The sequence below is a fragment of the Paraburkholderia sp. J10-1 genome (assembly GCF_905220165.1).
In the GTDB taxonomy this organism is placed as follows: domain Bacteria; phylum Pseudomonadota; class Gammaproteobacteria; order Burkholderiales; family Burkholderiaceae; genus Paraburkholderia.
In genome coordinates, this window is sequence record NZ_CAJMYW010000023.1 from 19,415 (window position 1) to 40,080 (window position 20,666).

At 61.8% G+C, this 20,666-nt stretch carries 21 protein-coding genes; 6 read left to right on the forward strand and 15 right to left on the reverse strand.

The genetic code is table 11. The features are described 5' to 3' along the window. Positions 1 to 7 precede the first annotated feature (7 nt). The gene (locus U5A65_RS36460) at positions 8 to 511 is read right to left on the reverse strand and encodes a lactoylglutathione lyase family protein (protein ID WP_321916221.1); all 504 of its coding nucleotides are present in this window, start codon (positions 509 to 511) and stop codon (positions 8 to 10) included. A 94-nt stretch (positions 512 to 605) separates the two neighbouring features. On the opposite strand from U5A65_RS36460, the gene U5A65_RS36465 reads away from it, so the two are divergent. Further along, positions 606 to 1,493: a LysR family transcriptional regulator gene (locus tag U5A65_RS36465; RefSeq protein ID WP_321949273.1), complete on the forward strand. Its 888-nt coding sequence runs from the start codon at positions 606 to 608 to the stop codon at positions 1,491 to 1,493. Between the two features lie 130 nt (positions 1,494 to 1,623). Here U5A65_RS36465 and U5A65_RS36470 read toward each other — a convergent pair whose 3' ends face one another. From U5A65_RS36470 to U5A65_RS36505, 8 genes are all read right to left on the reverse strand, one after another. After that, the gene (locus U5A65_RS36470; RefSeq protein WP_321949274.1) at positions 1,624 to 2,280 is read right to left on the reverse strand and encodes a cytochrome c; all 657 of its coding nucleotides are present in this window, start codon (positions 2,278 to 2,280) and stop codon (positions 1,624 to 1,626) included. 11 nt (positions 2,281 to 2,291) lie between these two features. Further along, positions 2,292 to 4,229 carry a thiamine pyrophosphate-binding protein gene (locus U5A65_RS36475; RefSeq protein ID WP_321916219.1) on the reverse strand — a complete coding sequence of 646 codons (1,938 nt, stop codon included), beginning with the start codon at positions 4,227 to 4,229 and terminating at the stop codon, positions 2,292 to 2,294. Positions 4,230 to 4,290: 61 nt separating this feature from the next. After that, positions 4,291 to 4,974: a 4-carboxy-4-hydroxy-2-oxoadipate aldolase/oxaloacetate decarboxylase gene (gene ligK / locus U5A65_RS36480; RefSeq protein ID WP_321916218.1), complete on the reverse strand. Its 684-nt coding sequence runs from the start codon at positions 4,972 to 4,974 to the stop codon at positions 4,291 to 4,293. A gap of 2 nt (positions 4,975 to 4,976) precedes the next feature. After that, the gene (locus U5A65_RS36485) at positions 4,977 to 6,002 is read right to left on the reverse strand and encodes an amidohydrolase family protein (RefSeq protein WP_321949275.1); all 1,026 of its coding nucleotides are present in this window, start codon (positions 6,000 to 6,002) and stop codon (positions 4,977 to 4,979) included. A 62-nt stretch (positions 6,003 to 6,064) separates the two neighbouring features. Further along, the gene (locus tag U5A65_RS36490) at positions 6,065 to 7,096 is read right to left on the reverse strand and encodes a porin (protein ID WP_321916216.1); all 1,032 of its coding nucleotides are present in this window, start codon (positions 7,094 to 7,096) and stop codon (positions 6,065 to 6,067) included. Positions 7,097 to 7,262: 166 nt separating this feature from the next. Then, the gene (dctA, locus tag U5A65_RS36495) at positions 7,263 to 8,630 is read right to left on the reverse strand and encodes a C4-dicarboxylate transporter DctA (RefSeq protein WP_321916215.1); all 1,368 of its coding nucleotides are present in this window, start codon (positions 8,628 to 8,630) and stop codon (positions 7,263 to 7,265) included. 68 nt (positions 8,631 to 8,698) lie between these two features. Then, complete coding sequence (locus tag U5A65_RS36500) at positions 8,699 to 9,610, reverse strand: hypothetical protein (RefSeq protein ID WP_321949276.1); 912 nt, start codon at positions 9,608 to 9,610, stop codon at positions 8,699 to 8,701. A gap of 35 nt (positions 9,611 to 9,645) precedes the next feature. After that, positions 9,646 to 10,497: an amidohydrolase family protein gene (locus U5A65_RS36505; protein ID WP_321949277.1), complete on the reverse strand. Its 852-nt coding sequence runs from the start codon at positions 10,495 to 10,497 to the stop codon at positions 9,646 to 9,648. Between the two features lie 142 nt (positions 10,498 to 10,639). Between U5A65_RS36505 and U5A65_RS36510 the strand changes: the two genes are divergently transcribed. Further along, the gene (locus U5A65_RS36510) at positions 10,640 to 11,869 is read left to right on the forward strand and encodes a LysR family transcriptional regulator (protein ID WP_321938644.1); all 1,230 of its coding nucleotides are present in this window, start codon (positions 10,640 to 10,642) and stop codon (positions 11,867 to 11,869) included. Between the two features lie 72 nt (positions 11,870 to 11,941). Here U5A65_RS36510 and U5A65_RS36515 read toward each other — a convergent pair whose 3' ends face one another. Next, positions 11,942 to 12,652: an SDR family oxidoreductase gene (locus tag U5A65_RS36515; RefSeq protein WP_321949278.1), complete on the reverse strand. Its 711-nt coding sequence runs from the start codon at positions 12,650 to 12,652 to the stop codon at positions 11,942 to 11,944. 104 nt (positions 12,653 to 12,756) lie between these two features. Continuing rightward, positions 12,757 to 13,506, reverse strand: coding sequence for an SDR family oxidoreductase (locus tag U5A65_RS36520; RefSeq protein WP_321949279.1), 750 nt, complete (start codon positions 13,504 to 13,506; stop codon positions 12,757 to 12,759). Between the two features lie 190 nt (positions 13,507 to 13,696). Between U5A65_RS36520 and U5A65_RS36525 the strand changes: the two genes are divergently transcribed. Continuing rightward, positions 13,697 to 15,223, forward strand: a complete 1,527-nt coding sequence (locus U5A65_RS36525; RefSeq protein WP_321949280.1) for a PLP-dependent aminotransferase family protein — start codon at positions 13,697 to 13,699, stop codon at positions 15,221 to 15,223. Positions 15,224 to 15,321: 98 nt separating this feature from the next. Continuing rightward, on the forward strand, positions 15,322 to 16,305 hold the full coding sequence (locus U5A65_RS36530; RefSeq protein ID WP_321916208.1) for a nitronate monooxygenase: 984 nt from the start codon (positions 15,322 to 15,324) through the stop codon (positions 16,303 to 16,305). Between the two features lie 107 nt (positions 16,306 to 16,412). Here the strand turns inward: U5A65_RS36530 and U5A65_RS36535 are convergent, their stop codons facing one another. Beyond that, the gene (locus U5A65_RS36535) at positions 16,413 to 16,562 is read right to left on the reverse strand and encodes a hypothetical protein (protein ID WP_321916207.1); all 150 of its coding nucleotides are present in this window, start codon (positions 16,560 to 16,562) and stop codon (positions 16,413 to 16,415) included. Between the two features lie 36 nt (positions 16,563 to 16,598). Beyond that, on the reverse strand, positions 16,599 to 16,898 hold the full coding sequence (locus tag U5A65_RS36540; RefSeq protein ID WP_321916206.1) for a hypothetical protein: 300 nt from the start codon (positions 16,896 to 16,898) through the stop codon (positions 16,599 to 16,601). A 413-nt stretch (positions 16,899 to 17,311) separates the two neighbouring features. Here U5A65_RS36540 and U5A65_RS36545 point away from each other — a divergent pair, with 413 nt between their 5' ends. Next, positions 17,312 to 17,902, forward strand: coding sequence for a YSC84-related protein (locus U5A65_RS36545; protein WP_321916241.1), 591 nt, complete (start codon positions 17,312 to 17,314; stop codon positions 17,900 to 17,902). Positions 17,903 to 18,160: 258 nt separating this feature from the next. On the opposite strand, the gene U5A65_RS36550 is transcribed toward U5A65_RS36545, so the two are convergent. After that, positions 18,161 to 18,694: an EF-hand domain-containing protein gene (locus U5A65_RS36550; protein WP_321949281.1), complete on the reverse strand. Its 534-nt coding sequence runs from the start codon at positions 18,692 to 18,694 to the stop codon at positions 18,161 to 18,163. Between the two features lie 533 nt (positions 18,695 to 19,227). Here U5A65_RS36550 and U5A65_RS36555 point away from each other — a divergent pair. Then, entirely contained in the window at positions 19,228 to 19,650 is a 423-nt protein-coding gene (locus tag U5A65_RS36555; RefSeq protein ID WP_321916204.1) for an SRPBCC family protein, read from the forward strand. A 13-nt stretch (positions 19,651 to 19,663) separates the two neighbouring features. On the opposite strand, the gene U5A65_RS36560 is transcribed toward U5A65_RS36555, so the two are convergent. Next, positions 19,664 to 20,284 carry an HAD family hydrolase gene (locus U5A65_RS36560; protein WP_415766267.1) on the reverse strand — a complete coding sequence of 207 codons (621 nt, stop codon included), beginning with the start codon at positions 20,282 to 20,284 and terminating at the stop codon, positions 19,664 to 19,666. Positions 20,285 to 20,666 lie beyond the last annotated feature (382 nt).

A 20,666-nucleotide genomic window follows, 5' to 3' on the forward strand; every position in this document is an offset into this window, starting at 1 on the left:
GGCCCTGTCATTGCTGGTAGGCGCCGGCCGAGTAGGTCAACTCGTAGCTATGGCTGTAGATTTCCAGGATGTTGCCGAACGGGTCTTCCATGTAGACCATCCGGTAGGGCTTCTCGCCCGGGAAATATTCGCGCACCGGCATGCGCTGCTTGCCGCCGGCGGCGACGATCTTTGCGGCCAGCCCCTCCACATCCGGGTCCTGAACGCAGAAATGAAAGACGCCCGTCTTCCAGTACTCGAAGTTGTTCTCAGGCTTCTGCGCGTTGCGGAACTCGAAGATTTCCACGCCGATACGGTCCCCCGTCGAAAGGTGCGCAATGCGGAACGAACCCCAGCCCGCACCAAACACGTCGGTGCACATCACGCCGATCGCACTGTCGTCCTCCGTGATCGTGGTCGGCGGCATGATCAGATACCACCCCATGACATCGGTATAGAAGCGGACGGCGGCGTCGAGGTCGGTCACGGAAAGACCAATGTGGGAAAAACTGCGCGGATAGGGTCGAGACATGATCAAAGCTCCTGAAACGTCGATCCCACAAGCGTAGCCCCTGTCCGCTAAAATCTGCTCTAATGCATTCTTATCGATTGGATAAGAATTCGTTATGCTCAACCCCCAATGGCTGCGCTCGTTCGCTTGCGTGGCGGAACTGGGCGGCTTCACGCGCGCCGCCAACCAGCTGGGACTGACGCAGGCAGCCGTCAGCCAGCACGTGCAGCACCTCGAGGCACAATTGGGACCGCTGCTGATCCGGCGCGGTCGCCAGTTCGAACTGATGCCGGCCGGGGCCGCGCTGCTCGACTACTACAACGAGGTCGAAGCGTCACATAAGCGTCTGCAGGCGCGGCTGTCCGACGCCACGGTCGACAGCGGCGAAGTCAGCCTCATCACGCCGGGCAGCGTGGGACTGGCGCTTTATCCGTTGCTGCTCGATTTGCAACGGGCCCATCCGGGCCTCGTGATCCGCCATCGGTTCGCGCCCGATCCCGAAACGCGCGAAGCGGTGCTCGACAAGCGATACGAACTCGGCCTCGTCACGCTCCGGCCCGACGACGCACGCCTTGCCGCCGAACCCTTCGCCGAGGAGCCGCTCGAGCTCGTGGTTCCTGCCGGTGAGGACGTGAAAGGCTGGGCGGATCTCGAGCGGCTGGGCTTTATCGATCATCCGGACGGACAAGCCATGGCCACACGACACCTGGCCCGCCACTTTCCCGCCAATCCGGGTGTGCTGAGCCTGCCGCAGCATGGGTTCAGCAACCAGATCTCGTTGATCCTCGAACCTGTCGCGCGCGGACTGGGATTTACGGTGATTCCCCGGCACGCGCGTGAAGCGTTCGCACAGGCAGGCGCCATTCGCGTGATCGAATGTGGCGCGCCAGTCGTCGATACCTTGTGGCTGATCCATCGTGCCGAGTGGCCGCTCTCGTCCCGTGCGATCTGGGTGCTGAACGAAATTCGTAGAATGCCGACGTTTCGCGCCGGGTCGTCATAGATTGATCTGTGCACAAAATTCGCATGTCGAATTAATGTGCATCGTGAATGCGGTCACGATGCGCGAACGGTGGGAAACACGGTCAGTTCCACGTGCTGACCGATCGCGCATATTCCCGATACGGGGCACCTTATTGCGAGCCCTTCAAGGACGCCACATAACGTGCGACCTCCCGCACATCTCCAGCATTGAGAGGCGCGGGAAACAATGTGGGCATGATGCCGGTTGGTTCCCGAATACGCGCTTCGATATCCGATATTTGAAAGCGGCTCGAAATGCCGATCAGCGCAGGACCGATTCCGCCCTCTCCGCTCTGGCCATGGCACGCGGCACAATTCGCTGCATAGATCGATGGGCCTCGCTCAGACGGCTTGGCAACCGATGCTTCGCTGCTGGGGTGGCTTCCTAAAGACGCTCCGTTGCTCAATAACGCAATGCTGTCGGCAGGCGGATTCTGCGGCACCGACGCGAGATACGCGTGAATGCGTGCAATATCGTCATCGGAGAGAATCTTTGCGCTGAAGACCGGCATCTGGCCTTTGGGATTGCGCACATAAGCCTGCATGGCCGACAGCGGTATCGGATGCGGCGCCAGCGCAGGTCCGGTCGTGATACTGCCTTGCCCGAACATGCCGTGGCATTCGTAGCAGCCCTTCTGCATGTATAGCGCGCGCCCGGCCTCGATTTCGGCATTCGCATCGGCGCGCGACGCAATCGGCCATGCGCAGCCAATCGCTGCTGCAAGTGTCATTGCCGCGCGCACGGTTGAACGGTCATGCACTTTCATCGGCACCTCGGTTATCTGGGTTGAGTCAGCACATCGACGAGTGCAGGCTTGCCGCTTTTGACCTGTTCCATCGCGCGTGCGAGTGCCGGTCCGAGATCGGCGGGCTCCGATATCGGGCCCTCGGCCCACATGCCCATGCTTCGCGCCATTGCGGCGTAGTCGATTGGCGGATCGTGAAGCACGGTGCCGATGGTCCCTCTTTCCGGATGCCTGTCGCGGCGGCTCGCCATGCGCTGGATATGCATGGTCTCCTGATGCCAGGCGCGATTGTTGTGCATCACGGTGAGCAACGGAAGGCGATGATGCGCTGCCGTCCAGAGGGCACCCGGCAGCACCATCAAATCGCCGTCGGTCTGGATATTGACCGCGATACGGCCAGCGTCGCGATGCGCGAGCGCTGCGCCGACGGCGGCGGGTGCGCCATAGCCAACGCCGTAGCCGCCGCCGGAACCGATGAACTGCCAGGTCTTCGTGAAATCCCATAGCCGTTGCGGCCACATGCTGATCGGGTTGGGCGGCGAGACCATTGCCCAGTCCTCATGCCGGATCACATTCCACACCTCCTGACACAGCCGGGCGGTGCTGATGGGGCTGCCATCCCATGCGCGCGTCGCGGCCTCGCGTGCATCATTGCGCATCTTTTCAAACGCCAGTTTCAGTGGCTGTTCGCGTGCGGCGGCGGCGCTGCGTTGCGCCGGTGTCATCGCAGCGAGGACGGCGCGCAACAATCCGGGCAACGACGCTTGCGCGTCACCGGCTATGGGTAACGTGGCCGCGAAATAGCGCTCTGCGTCCTGCATGTTCGACTTGCCGTACAGGTAGGCCGTGGAAATGCTGATGACCTGGGTGTCGCCCTTCGTGCGCGGCTTCGAGGGGCGGCTAATGGTGTCGGGCACCGTTGCCGTCAATCCCCAGACATCGGCGACTTCCAGCGCAAGAATGACGTCCGCCTGAGCGAGCAGCCGCGCCTGATGCGACGAATGATTGAGGTAGTGGTTGGTCGGGAAATTCATGCGCCCGAGCAGATCGATCACGGGTGCGTTCAGCGCCTGGGCGATCTGGACGAGCGTGTCCATCGCGTCCTGCGTTCTGACCGCCCGATCGGCCACGATGACCGGCGCTTTCGCGCCGCACAGGAGCGACGCGGCCGCCGCGAGCGCATCCGGGCTGCCAACGGGTGGCGTGGCTTCGCGCAGCGGCGGTACGCGCATATCGCGCGGATCGGCAATGGGCTGCTCCTGGAGTTCGGTATCGGCGACGATCAACACGGGCTCCATCGGCGGCGTGACGGACATCGTGTAAGCGCGCATGAACGACTCGGCGTAGTGCTGGAGCGACACGGGGTAATCGTCCCACTTCGTATAGTCGCGCACGAGCGCGCCAAGGTCCTGCGCCGTGTGATACCACTCCACGCCAGGGCGGCGCTTCGTGGCGTCGGCAATATTGCCCGCGAGCACCATTATGGGCACACGGTCGCACCACGCGTTGTAGATCGCCATCGAGGCGTGCTGCAACCCGACCGTGCTATGGACGAGGCACGCCATGGGCTTGCCCGCGACTTTCGCGTAACCATGCGCGATCGCCGCGGACGCCTCCTCGTGCGTACACACGATCAATTGCGGATGCGTGTCGCCCGCGTAGTTGACGATCGACTCGTGGATGCCGCGAAAGGTCGATCCCGGCATGGCCGCCACATAGTCGATACCGGCGATGCGCAGCAAATCCACCATGAAATCCGAGCCCGGATTGCCGATGTGCGCGGAATCGGCGGCGGGCGCTTCGTCGAGCGAAGGCGCCAGTGTCTCGGCCGCGGCCAGCGCAGCGTGCGGGCGCTCCACCGCCGGGGCCTTGTCTGCCGCGGACTGCGCAGCGCTGGCGCCAGGCTTTGCCAGCACGGCAGCCGTGCCCGTAACGATTGCCTCTTTCAGAAACTTGCGTCGGCCAGTCATGTTCCTGCTTCCTTTTTCTTGTTCGTCACGGCGGATCTGATGCGCCTGCTGGCCGTGCGGGTCAGTCGATGTAGCGCAGCCCCAGTTTTTCCAGCGGCTCGCGCATCTGGTATAGGTCGAGTCCCAGTACACCGGAGGCGAGCAGAGCGCGCTTCTGACCTTCGTTCGCCTCGCGCCTGCTTGCGTTCTCGAGCGTTTGCGCCGCCATGGCTTGCGGCACCACGACCACGCCGTCGTGATCCGCCACGACGACATCGCCGGGCGTGACCAGCGCGCCCGCGCAAACCACCGGCACATTGACCGAACCCAGCGTGGCCTTGATCGTGCCTTTCGACGAGATCGCACGGCTCCACACCGGGAAGCGCATGTCGGTCAGCACGTTGACATCGCGCACGCCCGCATCGATGACGAGTCCGCGCGCGCCACGCGCCTTGAAACTGGTGGCGAGCAGATCGCCAAAATAGCCGTCCGTACAATCGGCACTCAGCGCGGCCACCACGATGTCGCCAGGCCGAATCTGTTCGGCGGCCACATGCAGCATCCAGTTGTCGCCGGGATGCAGCAGCACGGTGACGGCGGTGCCCGACGCGCTCGCGCCGGGATAAATCGGCCGCATATAAGGCTTGAGCAGGCCGCTGCGGCCCATCGCTTCGTGCACCGTGGCGCTGCCGAGCGCGCCAAGCGCCTCGGCGGCACGGCTGTCCGCACGCGTGATGTTGCGATACACCACTCCGGGTTCATACATGGTCAACGTCCTTGGGCAGTGAGGGCGGCGTCCAGCCGCGGATAGACACGGCGTGCATTGCCTTCGTAAATCTTGAAGCGCTGATCGGGTGTCATGTCGGCGGCTTCGATATAGCGTTTCGTGTCGTCGAAATAGTGCTGCGTGTATGGGTCGATGCCGCGCACGGCACCGATCATTTCACTCGCGAACAGGATGTTGTCGACGGGAATCACTTCGGTTAGCAAATTGATTCCGGGCTGGTGATAGACACAGGTATCGAAAAACACGTTGTTGAGCAGATGCGCTTCCAGCGGCGGCTTTTTCATTTCCTGCGCGAGGCCGCGAAAACGGCCCCAGTGATACGGCACCGCACCGCCGCCATGCGGAATGATGAAACGCAGCGTGGGAAAGTCGTTAAACAGGTCCGACGTCAGGCATTGCATGAATGCCGTCGTATCCGCGTTGAGATAGTGCGCACCGGTGGTGTGAAAACACGCGTTGCAGCTCGTGCTCACGTGAATCATGGCCGGAATGTCGTACTCGACCATCTTCTCGTAGATGGGGTACCAGTAGCGGTCGGAGAGCGGCGGGCTCGTCCAGTGCCCGCCGGAAGGATCGGGGTTCAGGTTGATCGCGACGTTGCCGTATTGCTCGACACATTTCACGAGTTCGGGAATGCATGTCGCCGTATCCACACCGGGACTTTGCGGCAACATCGCGGCGGGAATGAAATGCCGCGGAAACAACTCGCTCACGCGATAGCACAACTCGTAGCAGATCGCCGCCCAGGTGCTCGACACCTCGAAGTCGCCGACGTGATGCGCCATGAAGCTCGCGCGCGGGCTGAACACGGTGAGATCGAGCCCGCGTTCGCGCATCAGCCGCAACTGGTTGGTTTCGATCGAGTCGCGCAGTTCGTCGTCGCTGATATGCAGCTCGGAGGGACTCGGGCCGCGCGACGATTGACCGATCGCCGCGATCTGCTTGTTGCGCCAGGCTTCCAGCGCTTTGGGCGCGGTCGTGTAGTGGCCGTGGATGTCGATGATCATGATGGGTTCCTGGGAAATTCGGCGCGTGCGTGTCTTACACGCGCCCTGCTGTGTCACTGCGGCTAGAACAGCACGTCCAGGCCAACGGTCACGGCGGTCTGGCTCGACGCGCCGGCCGGGTTCAACGTGCTGACCACCGCGTGCTTGTACGACGTGTAGTCGATTGCGCTGTAAAGCGTCGTGCGCTTGGAGAGCAAATAGGCGAGCGAAATGATCGAAATGCCGCGGCGGCTCGCCTTGTCGGTCGACACGGTGGTCTGGTAGTAGCCGCCATCGAAAATCAGGTTCGGCAAGATCGTCCAGGACAGACCGCCGAACGCGTTGTTTGTCACCTGGTGCGGTGCGGCGGGGTTTTGCAGGTCCTCGGACATGAAGCCGCCCGACACCCGAACCGGACCGATGCTGTAGGCCACGCCGCCCATGTAGTAGCTGTCCGGAACATAAGCCGTGCCGGTCAGAATGCTGCGATGTCCGTACACGCCGCCCACGCTAACCGGGCCCGCGCTATAACTCATGCCGACCGAGCGCGTTGCGCCGCTGGCGAAATTTCCCGCCACGCCGCCAAACGAATTGTCTACCTCGAACAACAGCGGCCCGAAGTCGTTCTTGTACTTGATGGCGTTGTTGTTGCGCGTGCCGTCCGACGCCTGGGTCAGCGGCAGGATCGGCGTGTAGTGAAAGCCGAACGGGTCGTAAATGCTGATGATGTCGTGCGAAATCGTGTACTGGCGCCCGAGGTCGATCGACCCGTATTTTCTGTTTCCGATGCCAACATAGGACTGGCGATTGAACAAGGTGTTAGTCGTGTTGTCCAGTTGTCCATTGCCAAGGTTGAAGCCGCTTTCCAGCCGGAAGTGAGCATTCCACCCGTCACCCAGGTCTTCCGTGCCCAGGAATCCCAGTTTGTTCGAACTGTAGTAGCCGTTCGAATTCATGGTCACCACCGTGCCACCGCCCTTTACCGCGTTCGTCTGGTAACGCACGCCGCCGTCTGCCGTGCCATAAATCTGGACACTGCTCTGTGCATAAGCGGGCACCGCGCCGGCGGCCAGTGACAGTCCAACCCCAACGCTTCTCCACGCGGCTATTTTCATCGTATGTCTCCAAGATTGTGATTTTTTTGCATCGCATGAGATACGCAAGATCTCCCATACGATTCGTATAACTAACTACATAACATGACTTCAACCCTTCGTGACGGTGACTTCGCGCTGGCGGGATCGGGTCGCCGGTTCCGCCAGCGCACGCGCTCACATGCGGCTAATTGCCCGCGTGACCGCTGCTGGTCTGATTGAGGCGTCCCGACGAGGCGACAACGGGTTTGAAGCCTGTTTTCAGTTCCCGGCGCAGTGCGACGCGGTCCAGCGCTTTTTCCCAGTTCGCGACAACGATAGTCGCCACGGTATTGCCGACGATGTTGGTGAACACAAACCCGCTGGAAAGCGCCTTATGGATGCCGAGAATCAATGCGATGGATTCGACCGGAATGGTGTTCGATGCGGTAAGCGTCGCTGCGAGCACCGCAATGGCCGCACCGGACACGCCTGCCGCCCCCTTCGACGTGAGCAGCAACACTGCGAGCAGGACGAGCTGATCGTGCCAGCTCATCGGCGTATTGGTAGCCTGCGCGAGGAACACCGCCGCGGCGGCGAAATACAGGCACGTGCCGTCGTGATTGAACGTGTATGCCGTCGGCAGAACCAGACCGACCACCGACTTCTCGCAGCCGAGGCGCTCGAGCTTGTCGATCAGTTGCGGGAACACGGTTTCCGACGAACTCGTACCGATCACGAGCAGCAACTCCGCGCCGATATAGCGCATCAGCCGCAGCAGGCTGAAGCCATTGACCTTCGCGATCGGCCAGAGAATGAGCAGAATGAACAGCGCACAGGTCAGATAGAACTCGAGCACGAGTTTGCCGAGCGAGATCAGCGTGCCGAATCCGAATTTGCTGACCGTGAATGCGATCGCACCGAACGCGGCGAGCGGCGCGATCTTCATCGTCAGCCCGATGATCCAGAAGAGCGCGCCCGACACCGACTCGATCAGATTCAGCGCGGGCTGCGCACGTTCGCCGATTGCGGCCAGCCCGAACGCGAACAGCACCGAGAAGAACAGCACCTGCAGCACGTCGCCACCGGCGAACGCGCTGATCGCCGTGTGCGGAATCACGTTGAGCAGAAATTCGCTGGTCGTGACGACGTGATGCGCCTTGGCAACGTAGGTATCGACAGCGGCCGAGTGAATGCCGTGCAAGTCCACATTCATGCCCACGCCGGGCTTGAGCACATTGACGACCACGAGGCCCAGCACCAGTGCGAGCGAGGTCACCACTTCGAAGTAGAAGAGGGCCTTGATCGCAACACGGCCGACCTTCTTGAAGTCATTCACGCCCGCAATGCCGCTGCATACGGTACAGAAAATGATCGGGCCGATCAGCATCTGGATGATGCGGATAAAGGCGTCGCCTACGGGTTGCAGATTGATGCCGAACTTCGGGAAGAAGTACCCCGTGGCCACACCCAGCGCCATACCGGCCAGCACCTGGAACGACAGGTCGAGATAGAACGGACGACGTTCCCTGGATTCCCCCGTTTTCGCGGCGGTGGATTTGCCCGGCAGGCTCATGGTGTCTCCTTGACAGACTGCGGCGAATTCAGATTCGCTCAAAACTCGTGAAGCGGACGAACGGCGCATTAGTACGCGGCGTCGCCCAGAATGGCCAGACTGTCGGCAAATATTTCATCGACGGTCAGCTTGCGCGGCAGCAGCCCCTGCTGCTCGCAAAACCCAAGGGTTTCTTCGAGCGGCCCGCGCAGTGCGTCATAGCCGAACAGCAGCTTGTCGGCTTTCCCGGCGTTATCTGCAGCGACCGATTCCTTGCCGCGCTTGAGCAGGTCGTACACCGCACGAACGGCTTGCGGGTTCGACTCCGCCAGCGCACGCGTCACCACGACCACGTGATTGATCGGCACATAGCGGTGAAGCCCGTACCACTCGAGGTCGGCTGCCGCCGCGTTGTCGATCAGCGGCTTGAATTCCGGTCCTTCCGGCAGATCGTTGCCGAGGATCGCTGCGTCGATCTCGCCCGCACGAAGCATCGGCAACAACTGCTTGCCCGCTTCGGCGCGGCGCACAAAGGCGGGATCAGCATACTCTTCCAGATGCCCGCCCTCGATTGTCACCCATTCGATCTTCTCGAGCGGCACGCCGTACCTTTCACCGAGAATGGCGCGCACCCACATGCCCGTGGTCTGCGCATAGGTACGCACACCGATGCGCTTCCCTGCGAGTTGGGCGATGTCCGGTTTGGCCCGCTGCGCATCGTAAATGAGGCAGCCTTGCTGGAAACGCGCGGCCACCACGGCGGGCAGCAGCACAACCGGTTTGCCGTACGCTTTCGCCTGAAGATAGGTGACGATGGCCAATTCGCTGACATCGAACACCTGGCGGCGCGCCATCGGTGCGAACGCGCGGTGAATGGGCTCGACGTCCTCGAAACGAAGGTCGACGGCCGGATCGGTCAATTCGCCCGCTTTCAGCGCTCGCGTATGCGGATAGGTTTTCAGCGCGGCCTTCAAGACCAGCGGTTGCGTTGGAGTGCTCACGATCGGGTATTCCTGTTGCAAACGAAATCGGCGAATCAAGCGGCGAGCGCCGGATAGACGGTTCGCGCCGTGCCGCCGAAAATCGCCTCCTGCGCGTCGGCGGGCAGCATGGAGAGGCTCTCGCGAGCTTGGGCGAGCAGCTCCGGCAGCGCGCCTTCGGCGGCCGGAAAATTCGAACCCCACGCAATGCGGCTCGCACCGAATGCGTCGAGCACGCGCGGGAAAAACGCGGCCGGCGTGGAGGCGCCACGGCCCGCTTCGGCGATCGTGCGGTTCGTGAGCTTCAGGTACACGCCGTGATGCGAGGCGAGGCTGAAGAGCGGCGCGGCGGCTTCATAGGGCGGGCCCCCGGCGAGTTCGGGGCGCGCGAGGTGGTCGAGCAGCACGCGGATGTCCGGAAAGCGCGCGAGCATGTTCAGCAGCGCCGGAATGCCTTGCGCGGTCATTTGCAGGCAAATCGACACGTTGTGACGCTGCGCGTAGTCCCAAACCGGGAACGAGCGCTCGTCGTCCAGCCACCCCGCCTGCCCCGGCATCGTGCTGCCGGTCGTGAAAAGACGCAGACCGGAGAGACCCGCGTCGAGCCAGCGCTGCATCTGGGCGACGGCGTCGCTCGCCAGCACGTCGATCGAAAATACGCCGGCGAAACGGTCCGGATGGCTGCGCACCGCCTCGACCACATAACTATTGTCGTTGCCGTAGACCGTCGACGCTTGCACCACCACGGCGCGGTCGATGCCCGCTTCGTCCATCGATGCGAGCAGACCTTCAAAGCTGACTGGGCGCTTCGCCGACCACTCGGACTGGTGGCCGCCGACCGGCGCGAGCGGATAGCGTTGTTTATCCGGGGAAATTGCGTGCGTGTGCGTGTCGATGACGACGGACATGAAGTGCTCCTGACTGGAAATGCCCTGCTGAATTGAACGTAACTGTAATCGCGATCGGGTCCGAGACCTCAATTGGAAGTAAGGCCCAGCTCATAAATTTGCGTTAAGCTAAGGGTTTTGGATTGGTGTATCGGGAGGCGCGATGGGGGCGGACGGACAGGCATCATCGGACGATGATCTGGCGCGTTTAAGGCGTCTTTTTCTGTTCGATGCGGTGTGCGAAGCCGGTGGAATCGGACAGGCTGCAGTGCGCGCGGGACGCACCCAGCCGGCGGTCAGCATGGCGATCAACAAGCTCGAGACAAGCTTTGGCGGTCAACTGTTCGAACGCGGCTTCGGCGGCAGCGAGTTGACCGGCGAGGGCCTCATCGTGCAGCGGCGCGTGCGCCGCATGCTCGATCAGATGGAGCGCGCCGTGATGAACCTGACCGATGAGCCGCAGGCGAACGCAGCAAAGATCTGCCGCCGCCTGACCGACGCGCAGGTCCGCTGCCACATCGCGATCGCCGAAGCGGGTTCGGCAGCCGAGGCCGCGCTGTCACTGGGGATCTCGCAGCCCGCGGTGCATCGGGCCGCGCGGCAAATCGAGCAGAACGTCGGCGTGGCGCTTTACCGGCGGCGCGTGCATAGCGTGTCGGCGAACCCCGCGGGCATCGAGTTCGCCCGCTGTTTGAGCCTTGCGCTCTATGAAGTCGCACAGGCGGTGGACGAACTGGCGTACGCCCGCGGGCAACTGACCGGCAAGGTCGCGATTGGCGTCTTGCCGTTGTTGCCGCCGCGCCTCGTTGCACGGGCCATCCAGAGGCTGCGCGAGCGTTACCCCGCCGCACGCGTCACGGTCGAAGAAAGCTCCCACGCACAATTGCTGCGCGAACTGCGCGGCGGCGGGATCGACATTATCGTGGGCGGGCTGCGCGAGCCCCGCCTCGCGGGGTCGGTGCAGGAAACGGAGCTCTTTGCGGACCCCTATGTGGTAGCCGTGCGCAAGGGGCACCGGCTGGCGCGGCGCAAGACCGTTGCCCTGGCCGATCTCGCCGACCACGACTGGGTCATGCCGCAGCACAACGTACCGCGCCGCGCGGTGATCGATTCGATCTTTGCGCAGTTGCCGGTCAAGCCGCCTCCGGTGCTCGAAACGAGTTCGCTCGCCATGATGCTGGCCATGCTCATGGAAAGCGATTGCCTGACGCTGCTCTCGCGCGCGCAGATTCGCGACGCTTACCCGGGGCGCGAGTTGGTCGCGCTGGACCTGGCGTTGCCGGGAGCAAGCCGCGAGGTCGGCTATACGGTGCGCACCGACTGGCTCGGCACGGCCGTCCAGCAGACTTTCGTCGAAGTGCTGCGCGCGGAGAGCGAGAGCGAACTGGGCTGACTTTGGCGGCGTCACGACAATTGATCAGCAGGCCGTATCGAAAAGCGGCACCGGCTTGCGAGCCCGTAGACTTCAGTGGCCTGCGCTCTGGCCGCCGTCGACGTGCAGAATTTCGCCCGTGATGAACGGTGCACGATCAAGGAAGAGAATCGCATCGGCGATATCGCTCATCTCGCCCATGCGCCCCAGTGGATGAAAGGCGCCCAGTGCCACATGGGTTTGCGGTGCGTGCATCGGCGACTTGATGATCCCCGGTGCGACTGCGTTCACGCGTATCCCTTTCTTCGCATACTCGATCGCCAGCGACTTTGTGGCCGCGTTCAGACCGCCTTTCGTCAGCGCTGCCAGCACCGAATACACGCCGCTGTGCGCTGCATCGACGACGCTGGCGGTCACGCTGACCACATGGCCGCCAGAATGCCTCTCCATTTCAGCAATGGCGAGTTGTGTAATGTGATAGAAGCCCGCCATATTCACGTTCATCACCGCAGCGTAGTCTTCGGCAGTGTGTTCGGTGAACGGTTTGCCGATGTATATGCCAGCGTTGTTGACCAGCGTGTCGATCCGTCCAAACCGGGCGATGCCCTCGGAAATCACGCGTTGGGCGGTTGCCGGGTCACCGATATCGCCCGCGACGCTCAAAATGTCGGGGTCGTGCGACGGCTTGATCGAGCGTGCGGTCGCGACAATGCGATAGTCAAGCTTGCGAAACGCCTTGACGACTTCAGCGCCTATGCCTTGTGAGGCGCCGGTCACGACGACAACTTTTCTTGATGTGCTCATGCTTCACCCAAAGCTTATTCTCCTGGCTTCGACGCCTGTCGATTCGACGGTCCCGGCCAAGGCAGTTGCGAACATGTTGATTCAGGTTTTGTGTCGCCCCGAAATCAACCCTGGTTATGCGCCAGCCACTGGTCCAGACTCAGACGGCCAATTCGCGCGTCGCCGAGCGGGACTAGCGACTGCTCCTCGACGCGACCGCCGTAATACAGCGCATCCTGATCCGTCATCACTGGGCGCGGGTCGCCAACCGACTTCAAATAGCGTCTGACGATCCCGGCGAACGGCTCACGGTCCGGGCCCGCAATATCGATCGTGCCGTTCAGCGGCACGGCAAGCGCGACCTGCGCGAGGGCCGCCGCGACGTCATCCGCGGCTATCGGCTGAAACAGTCCGTCGCCAACACGCACCGTCCCGCCTTCGGTGCCGAAATCCGCAATGGCGCCGATGAATTCCATGAACTGGGTCGCGCGCACGATCGTGTAGGGCACGCCCGCCGCTTCAACCCCCTCTTCCTGCGCGACCTTGGCGACGAAATACGCGTTCTCCGGTGTGCGGTCGCAGCCGACGATGGAAAGCGCGACGTGATGGCGTACCCCTGCGGCCACTTCGGCTTTGCCGAGGTTGCGCGTCGCGGTACGGAAGAAGTCGAGCACCGCCTGAGGCTCCCACGAAGGCGCATTCGCCACATCCACGACGACGTCCGCGCCTGCCAGCGCGTTGCTCAAGCCCTCGCCCGTCACGGCGTTCACGCCGCTACGCGGCGACGCAGCGAGCGCTTCGTGACCCGCCTCGCGAAGCAGCGTGACGACACGCGAGCCGATCAGGCCGGAACCACCGATTACGACGATCTTCATGACACATTCTCCAGATGAGAGTCAGTCGACACGCGAAAGAGCGGCTGGCGGGTGTCGAATCGCGTGAAGGACACGCCGCCATCGCATCGCGTGAGGCTATTGTGGGAAAATCATGAACTACCGAAAAGTGCCAAGAAATGGCGAGTGGACCAGGACATCCCGATTCCGCTCCGCTCGCCGGCAAACCTTCATGACCGCGCCGCCCACCGCATTCACCGTCGACATCGATCGGCAACTGCAGTTGCCGGTCTACCAGCAGATCTGCGCGCGCTTCAGAACCGCGATCGCCGCAGGGCATCTGCGTCCAGGCGATCGCGTGCCCGCGCTGCGCAGCCTCGCCACGCAGCTGAACACGGCGCGCGGCACGGTCGAGCTGGCCTATACGATCCTGGTCGACGAGGGCTACCTCCAGATGCGTGGTGCGGCCGGCACGTTCGTATCGCCCTCGCTGCCGCCATCGGTAACGCGCTCGCGTGCGCAAGGCGCGAAGGATTCGAGCGGGACGCAAAGTATCAAGCGCGCCATCACACCTCAAACATCAGGCGAATCGCGCGGCGTTCAACCTCCGCCGCGCCAGCTTGCCATTGCGGCCGCGATGAGTGGCGAGCCCCGGCCATTGCAACCGGGGCTGCCCGCGCTCGACGCGTTTCCGGTCAAGGCATGGAACCGGCTCGTTGCGCATCGCGCTCGCAGCGGCGAGCGCGCGATGCTCGCCTACCCGGACCCAGCCGGCTACCGGCCGCTGCGCGAACACATCGCCACGTATCTCGGGCTGTCGCGCGGCGTAACCTGCCTGCCGGACCAGGTGTTCGTCACCAGCGGCTACCGTGCAACGCTCGAACTCGTGTTGCGCAGTCTCGCCCGCCCGAATGACAGCGTCTGGTACGAAGACCCAGGCTATCTTCTCGCGCGCGGTTTTCTGGCCGAAACCGGCGTACAGCTTGTCGCGGTGCCGGTCGATGACGAAGGGATCGACGTCGAGCGCGGCACACAACTGGCCGCGCAGGCGCGCTTCGCGCTGGTCACGCCGTCGCACCAGAGCCCGCTCGGACACACGTTGTCGCTCGCCCGTCGTATGGCGCTGCTGGACTGGGCTGAGCAGGCATCTAGCTGGATCGTCGAAGACGACTACGACAGTGAGTTCCGCTATCTGGGCCGGCCGTTGCCGGCTTTGAAGAGCCTCGACCGGCACGATCATGTGATCTATTGCGGCACATTCAGCAAGGTGATGTTTCCCGGCTTGCGGCTGGCCTACGCGGTGGTGCCGGAGCGGGCCGTCGAGCGTGTCGGGCGCGTGGCTCGCAGCATGAACGCTGGTTCGCCAACGTTGTTGCAGGCCGCTTTGGCGGACTTCATCGAGCAGGGGCGTTTTGCACGGCATCTGAAGCGCATGCGTGCGTTATACGCCGAGCGGCGCGTGCTGATCGTGCGCGCACTGGAGCGGGCATTCGGCGAACGGCTGATCGTCGAATTGCCGCCAGGGGGAATCCAGTTCGCGGCGCAGTTCGCCGAAGGCCCTGATGGCCCGGTCGACGACGTCGCCGTTGCTGCGCGCGCCCGCGAAGCAGGACTGGCCGTACTGCCGCTTTCGATCTGGTACGCGAACGGCCGCACGCGGCGCTCGCCGCGCGGCCTTGTGATGGGCTTCGCAAACATCGCCGATCCGGGTGAAGCGGCCAGTCTCGCGCGGACGTTGCGCGCGTGTCTGGACGGCTAACGAGTGGGTAGCGCCGGCTAGTCGCCTGACCTTGACGCTTGAAGCTTCGATGTTCCACCATTGACAGGAGCCGCTTCCTCATCGATGTGGGGTGCTATATGTCAATCGCCACCGCAGTGACAGAACGTCTGGGAATTCGACACCCCGTTCTGCTGGCGCCAATGGACCTCGTTGCCAACGCGCGTCTAACCGCGGCGGTCAGCGCTGCCGGCGGGCTGGGGATTCTGGGCGGCGCGTATGGAGATGAGGTGTGGCTACGCCGGGAACTGGAGTCGCTACGGCACATCGGGACGCGCTTCGGTGTTGGCTTCATTACGTGGAGCCTCGCGAAAAGTCCGCATCTGCTTGAGCTTGCCCTGGAACACAAGCCCTTGGCGGTCGTGCTCTCCTTCGGGGACCCGGCGCCCTTTGCGGCAAAGATCAAGGGAGCCGGCTCCATCCTCATCTGCCAGGTTCAGTCGTTGGCCTATGCAAAGGAGGCATTCGCGGCGGGCGCGGACATCCTCGTTGCACAGGGCACGGAAGGCGGTGGTCACGGAGCTTCGCGTGGCCTGTTCTCGCTTGTGCCGGAAATTGTCGACGCGCTTGGCACGACGATTCCCGTTGTAGCTGCAGGTGGCATTGCTGACGGGCGGGGCCTCGCGGCCGCGCTAGCCCTTGGCGCGTCAGGCGTGCTGATGGGTACGCGCTTCTATGCAACCCGGGAGTCCGCAGGAAAAGATGCTGCGAAAGCGAGAATTCTCGCCGCGACTGGCGACGACACCTTGCGAAGCATCGTATTCGACGTTTCCCGTCGCAACGTTTGGCCCGCTCCGTTTACCGGCCGGTGCCTCCGCAATGGGCATCTGGATCGCTGGTATGGCCGGGAGATTGAGCTGCTGCGTCACCTCGACGAGGAGTCAGCGAAATACGCGAACGCCCGCGAGGCTGGGGATTTCGACATCGCCGCCGTGATTGCAGGCGAAAGTGCCGGGTTGATTCAGGATATCCCGACTGCCCAGGAGGTCGTCGAGAGGACCGTGCGAGAGGCTTCGGCAATTCTTGCGAATGGCGTTCACCGGATTCGTTTGGACCAGGATTGAGGCGTTGGCCATTGCGGTCGCCGGGTAGCACGACAGCTCAGCCGCTTCAACGTCTCACCGCCTTTGTCAACAGGCGCCCCCTCCTCGATACCACCAGGCGCACTCTGCTACGTCGCCTTCTTGACATCGTCGCTCGACGGATTTGTCAGGATGGCGCTCGCAATCACGTGAACAAGATGATCCCCCCGTGGCGCGAATGCGGGTTGGCCGACGACCCAGCCGAGCACCGGCATCAGGGCGGGGTCGACATGACCCATTCGCCTTCCCGCAAACGCGACATCGGCTCGAAACGATCAATGCAGGGTCTGGACGCTGCTGACGGCCTCCCCATCGGCGTCATCGGACGCGGCTTGATCGAGGATTGCGCACCTAAAGTCGAACTTGACGCGAAGGATCGCCGATTCAACACGAGCGTCGCCGCGATAGCCCTTCAGGCGAGTATCGATCGCCTCCTCGACGGCGAGGATCGCCTGCTCGATGCTCTCAGGGTCATCGCTATCGAAACCGACCTCAATCTCAATGCTCTCCAGTAGATTCAGCGCTGTTGCCATGTCCTCGGAAGCGACGAATAGCGTCTCGGCGTTTTCTCTCATCTTCCCTCCCCGTTGGGTTGTCTTGAGTCTTCAGACAAGTGCGAGTTGCACGGCTATCGTTGCATATCCGGAGCAAGCCTGCAGGGCGACCGAGGCGGGTGTTGCGTTCGAAACAACGGGAGGGTTGCCGAACGTTGTGAAGCGAATAGAATTGAATGTTCCAGCTCGATCCATGGTCGTTGCGCTCGACCCGAAGCCGTCGTTCGCCGAAATCCGTGACAAGACCGTTCTGTTCGGCGCAGGCCGCTAGCCGCCGGTCAACCAGCGAGCTTCGCGTGACTCGTTTCCCGACCAAAAATGACGAGCCGGTTCCACCATGTCATGCTCTCGACATAGCCAACGCATGGATTGCTTGCACCACGCCGGATGATTGCCGGAGGCAGCGAATTCGACCGTAACCCTTGTTGGAGGTGATGATGCGCAGACGTTCTGTTCTGAAGACCGGTGCTGCAACGCTAGCCATTGCGGGACTGTCGCTGACCCGATTCCCGGCGGCAATGACTGAGGCCGTTGCCGCAGAGTCCAATGCAGCGAAGCGTCACGAAATCGACGCGAAGGTCAACGCGACACTGTCGAGGCTGTACGAGACAGTCAAAGGCTCAAAGGAACTTGTCGCCAAGGCGGATGGCGTACTTGTCTTCCCGGCTGTGATCAAGGCTGGGTTCGTCGCCGGGGGAGAATACGGTCAAGGCGCTTTGCGGGTGGGCGGGAAAACGGTTGGCTACTACAGCACCGCGGCGGGCTCATTCGGCTTGCAGGCAGGTGCGCAATCCAAGGCTGTCATCTTCCTTTTCATGACCCATGATTCGCTTAACAGCTTCCGCAACTCGAAAGGCTGGTCAGTCGGTGGCGAAGGATCGGTTGCGCTGCTGAAGGTTGGAGCAAACGGCCAGATCGATACGACAACGGCTAGCGCACCGGTTCAAGCCATTGTGATGACCAACGCCGGGCTGATGGGCGATGTGTCGCTGTCCGGCACCAAGGTCTCCCGGCTGAAAATCTGAAGTCGCTCGCATCGTCCTTGAGGCCGCAACTACCCGTGCGGCCTTATCGGGTCGGCGTGGTGCGTCGCCGTCGGCCCGCGTTCGCCCAGTTACCGACGTTGACAAGCGCTTGAATCTGCATTGAAGCACAACAAGGCGCGATCGTCGTTAGTCGGCAATGATTTTACGGTTGGATTTAAGGCTGCGCCGGCTCGAACGGCATCGCAATGTCTATTGCGGCGCGATCCGGGTTGGTATGCGGCCGGCGCGTTTTTGTGGCTAGCCGAGATTTTTCCAGAACGTTTCGGCCAGGCTCAGTCCGGCACTCAGGAAATTATCGGTTTTGGTTTGATCCAGATTGCCGTCTGCATCGCGTGTATAGGAATCCAGAAGATCGTTGAACACCTGGCTTCCGCTCGAAATGCTCTTGCTCACGCCCGTCACGAACTCGGTAAGCGATACCTGACCGTCATCGGACGTGTCGAAGCTGCTAAAAAGCTGCTTTGCGTCGTCGGCCCCTACGCCGGCGCGCGAAAGTTGAGCCTGGAATTCGTCGAGCGACAGGGCATCGTCGTTGTTCTTGTCGCCCTGCACGAACATCTGGGGCGCCCATGCAACCGCGAGCGGCGTCGCGCGCAGTGTCTGCGTTTCAGCCGCGCCGGTGCTCGTATTGATGGCCGTGACCGTTTTCTGGGTCGAAAAGCTGTTGAGCGTGGCACGATCGGGGGAGTCCGACGAAGCTGACTGCTTTTGCGCGAAGCTGGAATAAGCGTCGTAAGCAGAAGTCGAACCGTTCACTGAGGACATGGACATCACAGAATCCTTTGACGAATTGTGTTTGGTGGGCCGCAAAATGTCGTACGGCCGTGCAGACATTCATTCTGGATTACGGTTGCATTTCATCTGACTTTAGACGTTGTACAAATCTGTACAAATCTCTACAAAGGCACACGCGATCGACACATGAGGTCGGCGCGCGATGCGACCAGGAGGCGTCATTCACCAGCGCCGTCGCCCAGCGACACAGATGTCCGCTCCGCATCAAGCAAGCGACCGAACCATTTGCGACGGTGAACTACAGCACGTGCCTATCGATTCGCCGGTTGTATGATTCCTGCCTCACTGCCGACAGCGGCCAGTCCAGTTATTTCTGACTGTTTGTGCAAGGTTGATGGTTACTTGCACAACGGTATAACGCGCCGCGGCCACGACGGCGGATTGCCAATGCGCGGTATCGGACTCGGCCGGCGGGAACTTTCATTTCGCAATCCTGGCCATTGCAATGTTGACGACGTATCTTTTCAAAGAATAATATGCGCACATATTATTCTTTGAACGGAGCTGGCATGTGGTCAGTCGAGGTCACGGGTGAATGTACAGCGACACCAGCAAAGGTTTTTGGCGTCCTGGCGGAACCGGAGAAGTGGTCGGAGTGGAACAAAGGTGTCCTTAGCATCGAAATGCACGGACCGTTCCAGGCTGGCACAACTGCGGTGATGGTCTTGCCAGACCTGACGAGGTTGCCGTTCCGCTTCGGGTGGGTTGAGGCTGACAAGGGTTTCGAGGATATCACTGAAGTACCCGACGCTGGCGTGGTGGTTCGTGTTCGTCACGAGCTATCGCCGACCGAACGCGGCACCCGGATCACGTATCGCTGCGAGGTCGATGGCCCTGAACCCGTAGCCCGTGAGGTGGGCACCCTTGTTACGTCTGATTTCGCCGATGTCATCGCCGCCCTTGGTTTGCGGGCAGAGCAACCAGGTGAGTGAGGTCCGCTGGACCTCATGCCGCGCAAATTAGCCCACGAAGTGCCAAAGCGTCGGCAAGTGAACGATGACCAGTAAAGTGATGAGCGTTAAGGCCGGCTAGCCCGGCGCCTGCAATATTGTCCGGAAGGTCGTCGACGAAAAGCGTTTCGTGCGGCAAAGCACGAAGCTTCTCGAGACATCGACGGAATACCTCGACGTCCGGCTTTGCGGCCGAGAACGATGCAGATGCGTACACGTGATTGCCAAATACGCTGGCGATTTCCGGGCAAAGGTACTCGATGTTTGACGACACGATCTCCGGATTATTTGTCAATACGGCGATCTGACAACGATTCGCTGCTTCCTTTGCCAATTTCAAGACCTCGTAATTGGGCGACATCGCTGCCTTGCGGGCGCTCAACCAGTCCTTCTCCGAGATCTCGCACCCAGGCAGTTTTCCCGTCGCAAACAGGTATTCGGCATCGGTCACCGCGCCAGCGTCGGCCTTTGCTTCGAGCCCGGAATCCCAGATCGCATTCGCAACCTCTCGCTCGGTTCGGCCGGAGAGCGCGGCCAACCTGCGGACCCGCAACGATCTGTCGTAGTGACAGAGAACGTCGTCCATGTCGAACAACGCCAGGGAGATTGAATTCATTGGATTGTGGATATCAGGCGTTCAGGGCCTGCGGGACGTTCCCGTATCAGCAAGCTGTCGAACTTACAACAGCAGCCCCCTAGTTGGCAATGGCGTCTGCACCTGTCGCGACATGTTGCACAGTCCTGCACGGTGGAAACCCGGTGCTTCGTAGCGGATCGTCAATTCAAGGAACTCGCCGGACGGCCGTTTAGTGCCGCGAAGCCGTCACACGAACCACATCGCGGGCAATAGCGGCAATGGGTCGTTCAGCGACCACTGGCAGTATAGGGCCACCTCACAACGCTAAACATTTGTCCACTGTAAATTTGAATTGACAATCTTTAAATATAGTCAGTTGTTCTCGCAACGAAAGTTATGATTAAATTAGCACGATCGTTAG

Coding starts and splice junctions, on each gene's coding strand:
- U5A65_RS36460 (WP_321916221.1), bottom strand. CDS start 511: ATGTCTCGACCCTATCCGCGCAGTTTTTCCCACATTGGTCTTTCCGTG.
- U5A65_RS36465 (WP_321949273.1), top strand. CDS start 606: ATGCTCAACCCCCAATGGCTGCGCTCGTTCGCTTGCGTGGCGGAACTG.
- U5A65_RS36470 (WP_321949274.1), bottom strand. CDS start 2,280: ATGAAAGTGCATGACCGTTCAACCGTGCGCGCGGCAATGACACTTGCA.
- U5A65_RS36475 (WP_321916219.1), bottom strand. CDS start 4,229: ATGACTGGCCGACGCAAGTTTCTGAAAGAGGCAATCGTTACGGGCACG.
- ligK (WP_321916218.1), bottom strand. CDS start 4,974: ATGTATGAACCCGGAGTGGTGTATCGCAACATCACGCGTGCGGACAGC.
- U5A65_RS36485 (WP_321949275.1), bottom strand. CDS start 6,002: ATGATCATCGACATCCACGGCCACTACACGACCGCGCCCAAAGCGCTG.
- U5A65_RS36490 (WP_321916216.1), bottom strand. CDS start 7,096: ATGAAAATAGCCGCGTGGAGAAGCGTTGGGGTTGGACTGTCACTGGCC.
- dctA (WP_321916215.1), bottom strand. CDS start 8,630: ATGAGCCTGCCGGGCAAATCCACCGCCGCGAAAACGGGGGAATCCAGG.
- U5A65_RS36505 (WP_321949277.1), bottom strand. CDS start 10,497: ATGTCCGTCGTCATCGACACGCACACGCACGCAATTTCCCCGGATAAA.
- U5A65_RS36510 (WP_321938644.1), top strand. CDS start 10,640: ATGGGGGCGGACGGACAGGCATCATCGGACGATGATCTGGCGCGTTTA.
- U5A65_RS36515 (WP_321949278.1), bottom strand. CDS start 12,652: ATGAGCACATCAAGAAAAGTTGTCGTCGTGACCGGCGCCTCACAAGGC.
- U5A65_RS36520 (WP_321949279.1), bottom strand. CDS start 13,506: ATGAAGATCGTCGTAATCGGTGGTTCCGGCCTGATCGGCTCGCGTGTC.
- U5A65_RS36525 (WP_321949280.1), top strand. CDS start 13,697: ATGACCGCGCCGCCCACCGCATTCACCGTCGACATCGATCGGCAACTG.
- U5A65_RS36530 (WP_321916208.1), top strand. CDS start 15,322: ATGTCAATCGCCACCGCAGTGACAGAACGTCTGGGAATTCGACACCCC.
- U5A65_RS36535 (WP_321916207.1), bottom strand. CDS start 16,562: ATGGGTCATGTCGACCCCGCCCTGATGCCGGTGCTCGGCTGGGTCGTC.
- U5A65_RS36540 (WP_321916206.1), bottom strand. CDS start 16,898: ATGAGAGAAAACGCCGAGACGCTATTCGTCGCTTCCGAGGACATGGCA.
- U5A65_RS36545 (WP_321916241.1), top strand. CDS start 17,312: ATGATGCGCAGACGTTCTGTTCTGAAGACCGGTGCTGCAACGCTAGCC.
- U5A65_RS36550 (WP_321949281.1), bottom strand. CDS start 18,694: ATGTCCATGTCCTCAGTGAACGGTTCGACTTCTGCTTACGACGCTTAT.
- U5A65_RS36555 (WP_321916204.1), top strand. CDS start 19,228: ATGTGGTCAGTCGAGGTCACGGGTGAATGTACAGCGACACCAGCAAAG.
- U5A65_RS36560 (WP_415766267.1), bottom strand. CDS start 20,284: ATGAATTCAATCTCCCTGGCGTTGTTCGACATGGACGACGTTCTCTGT.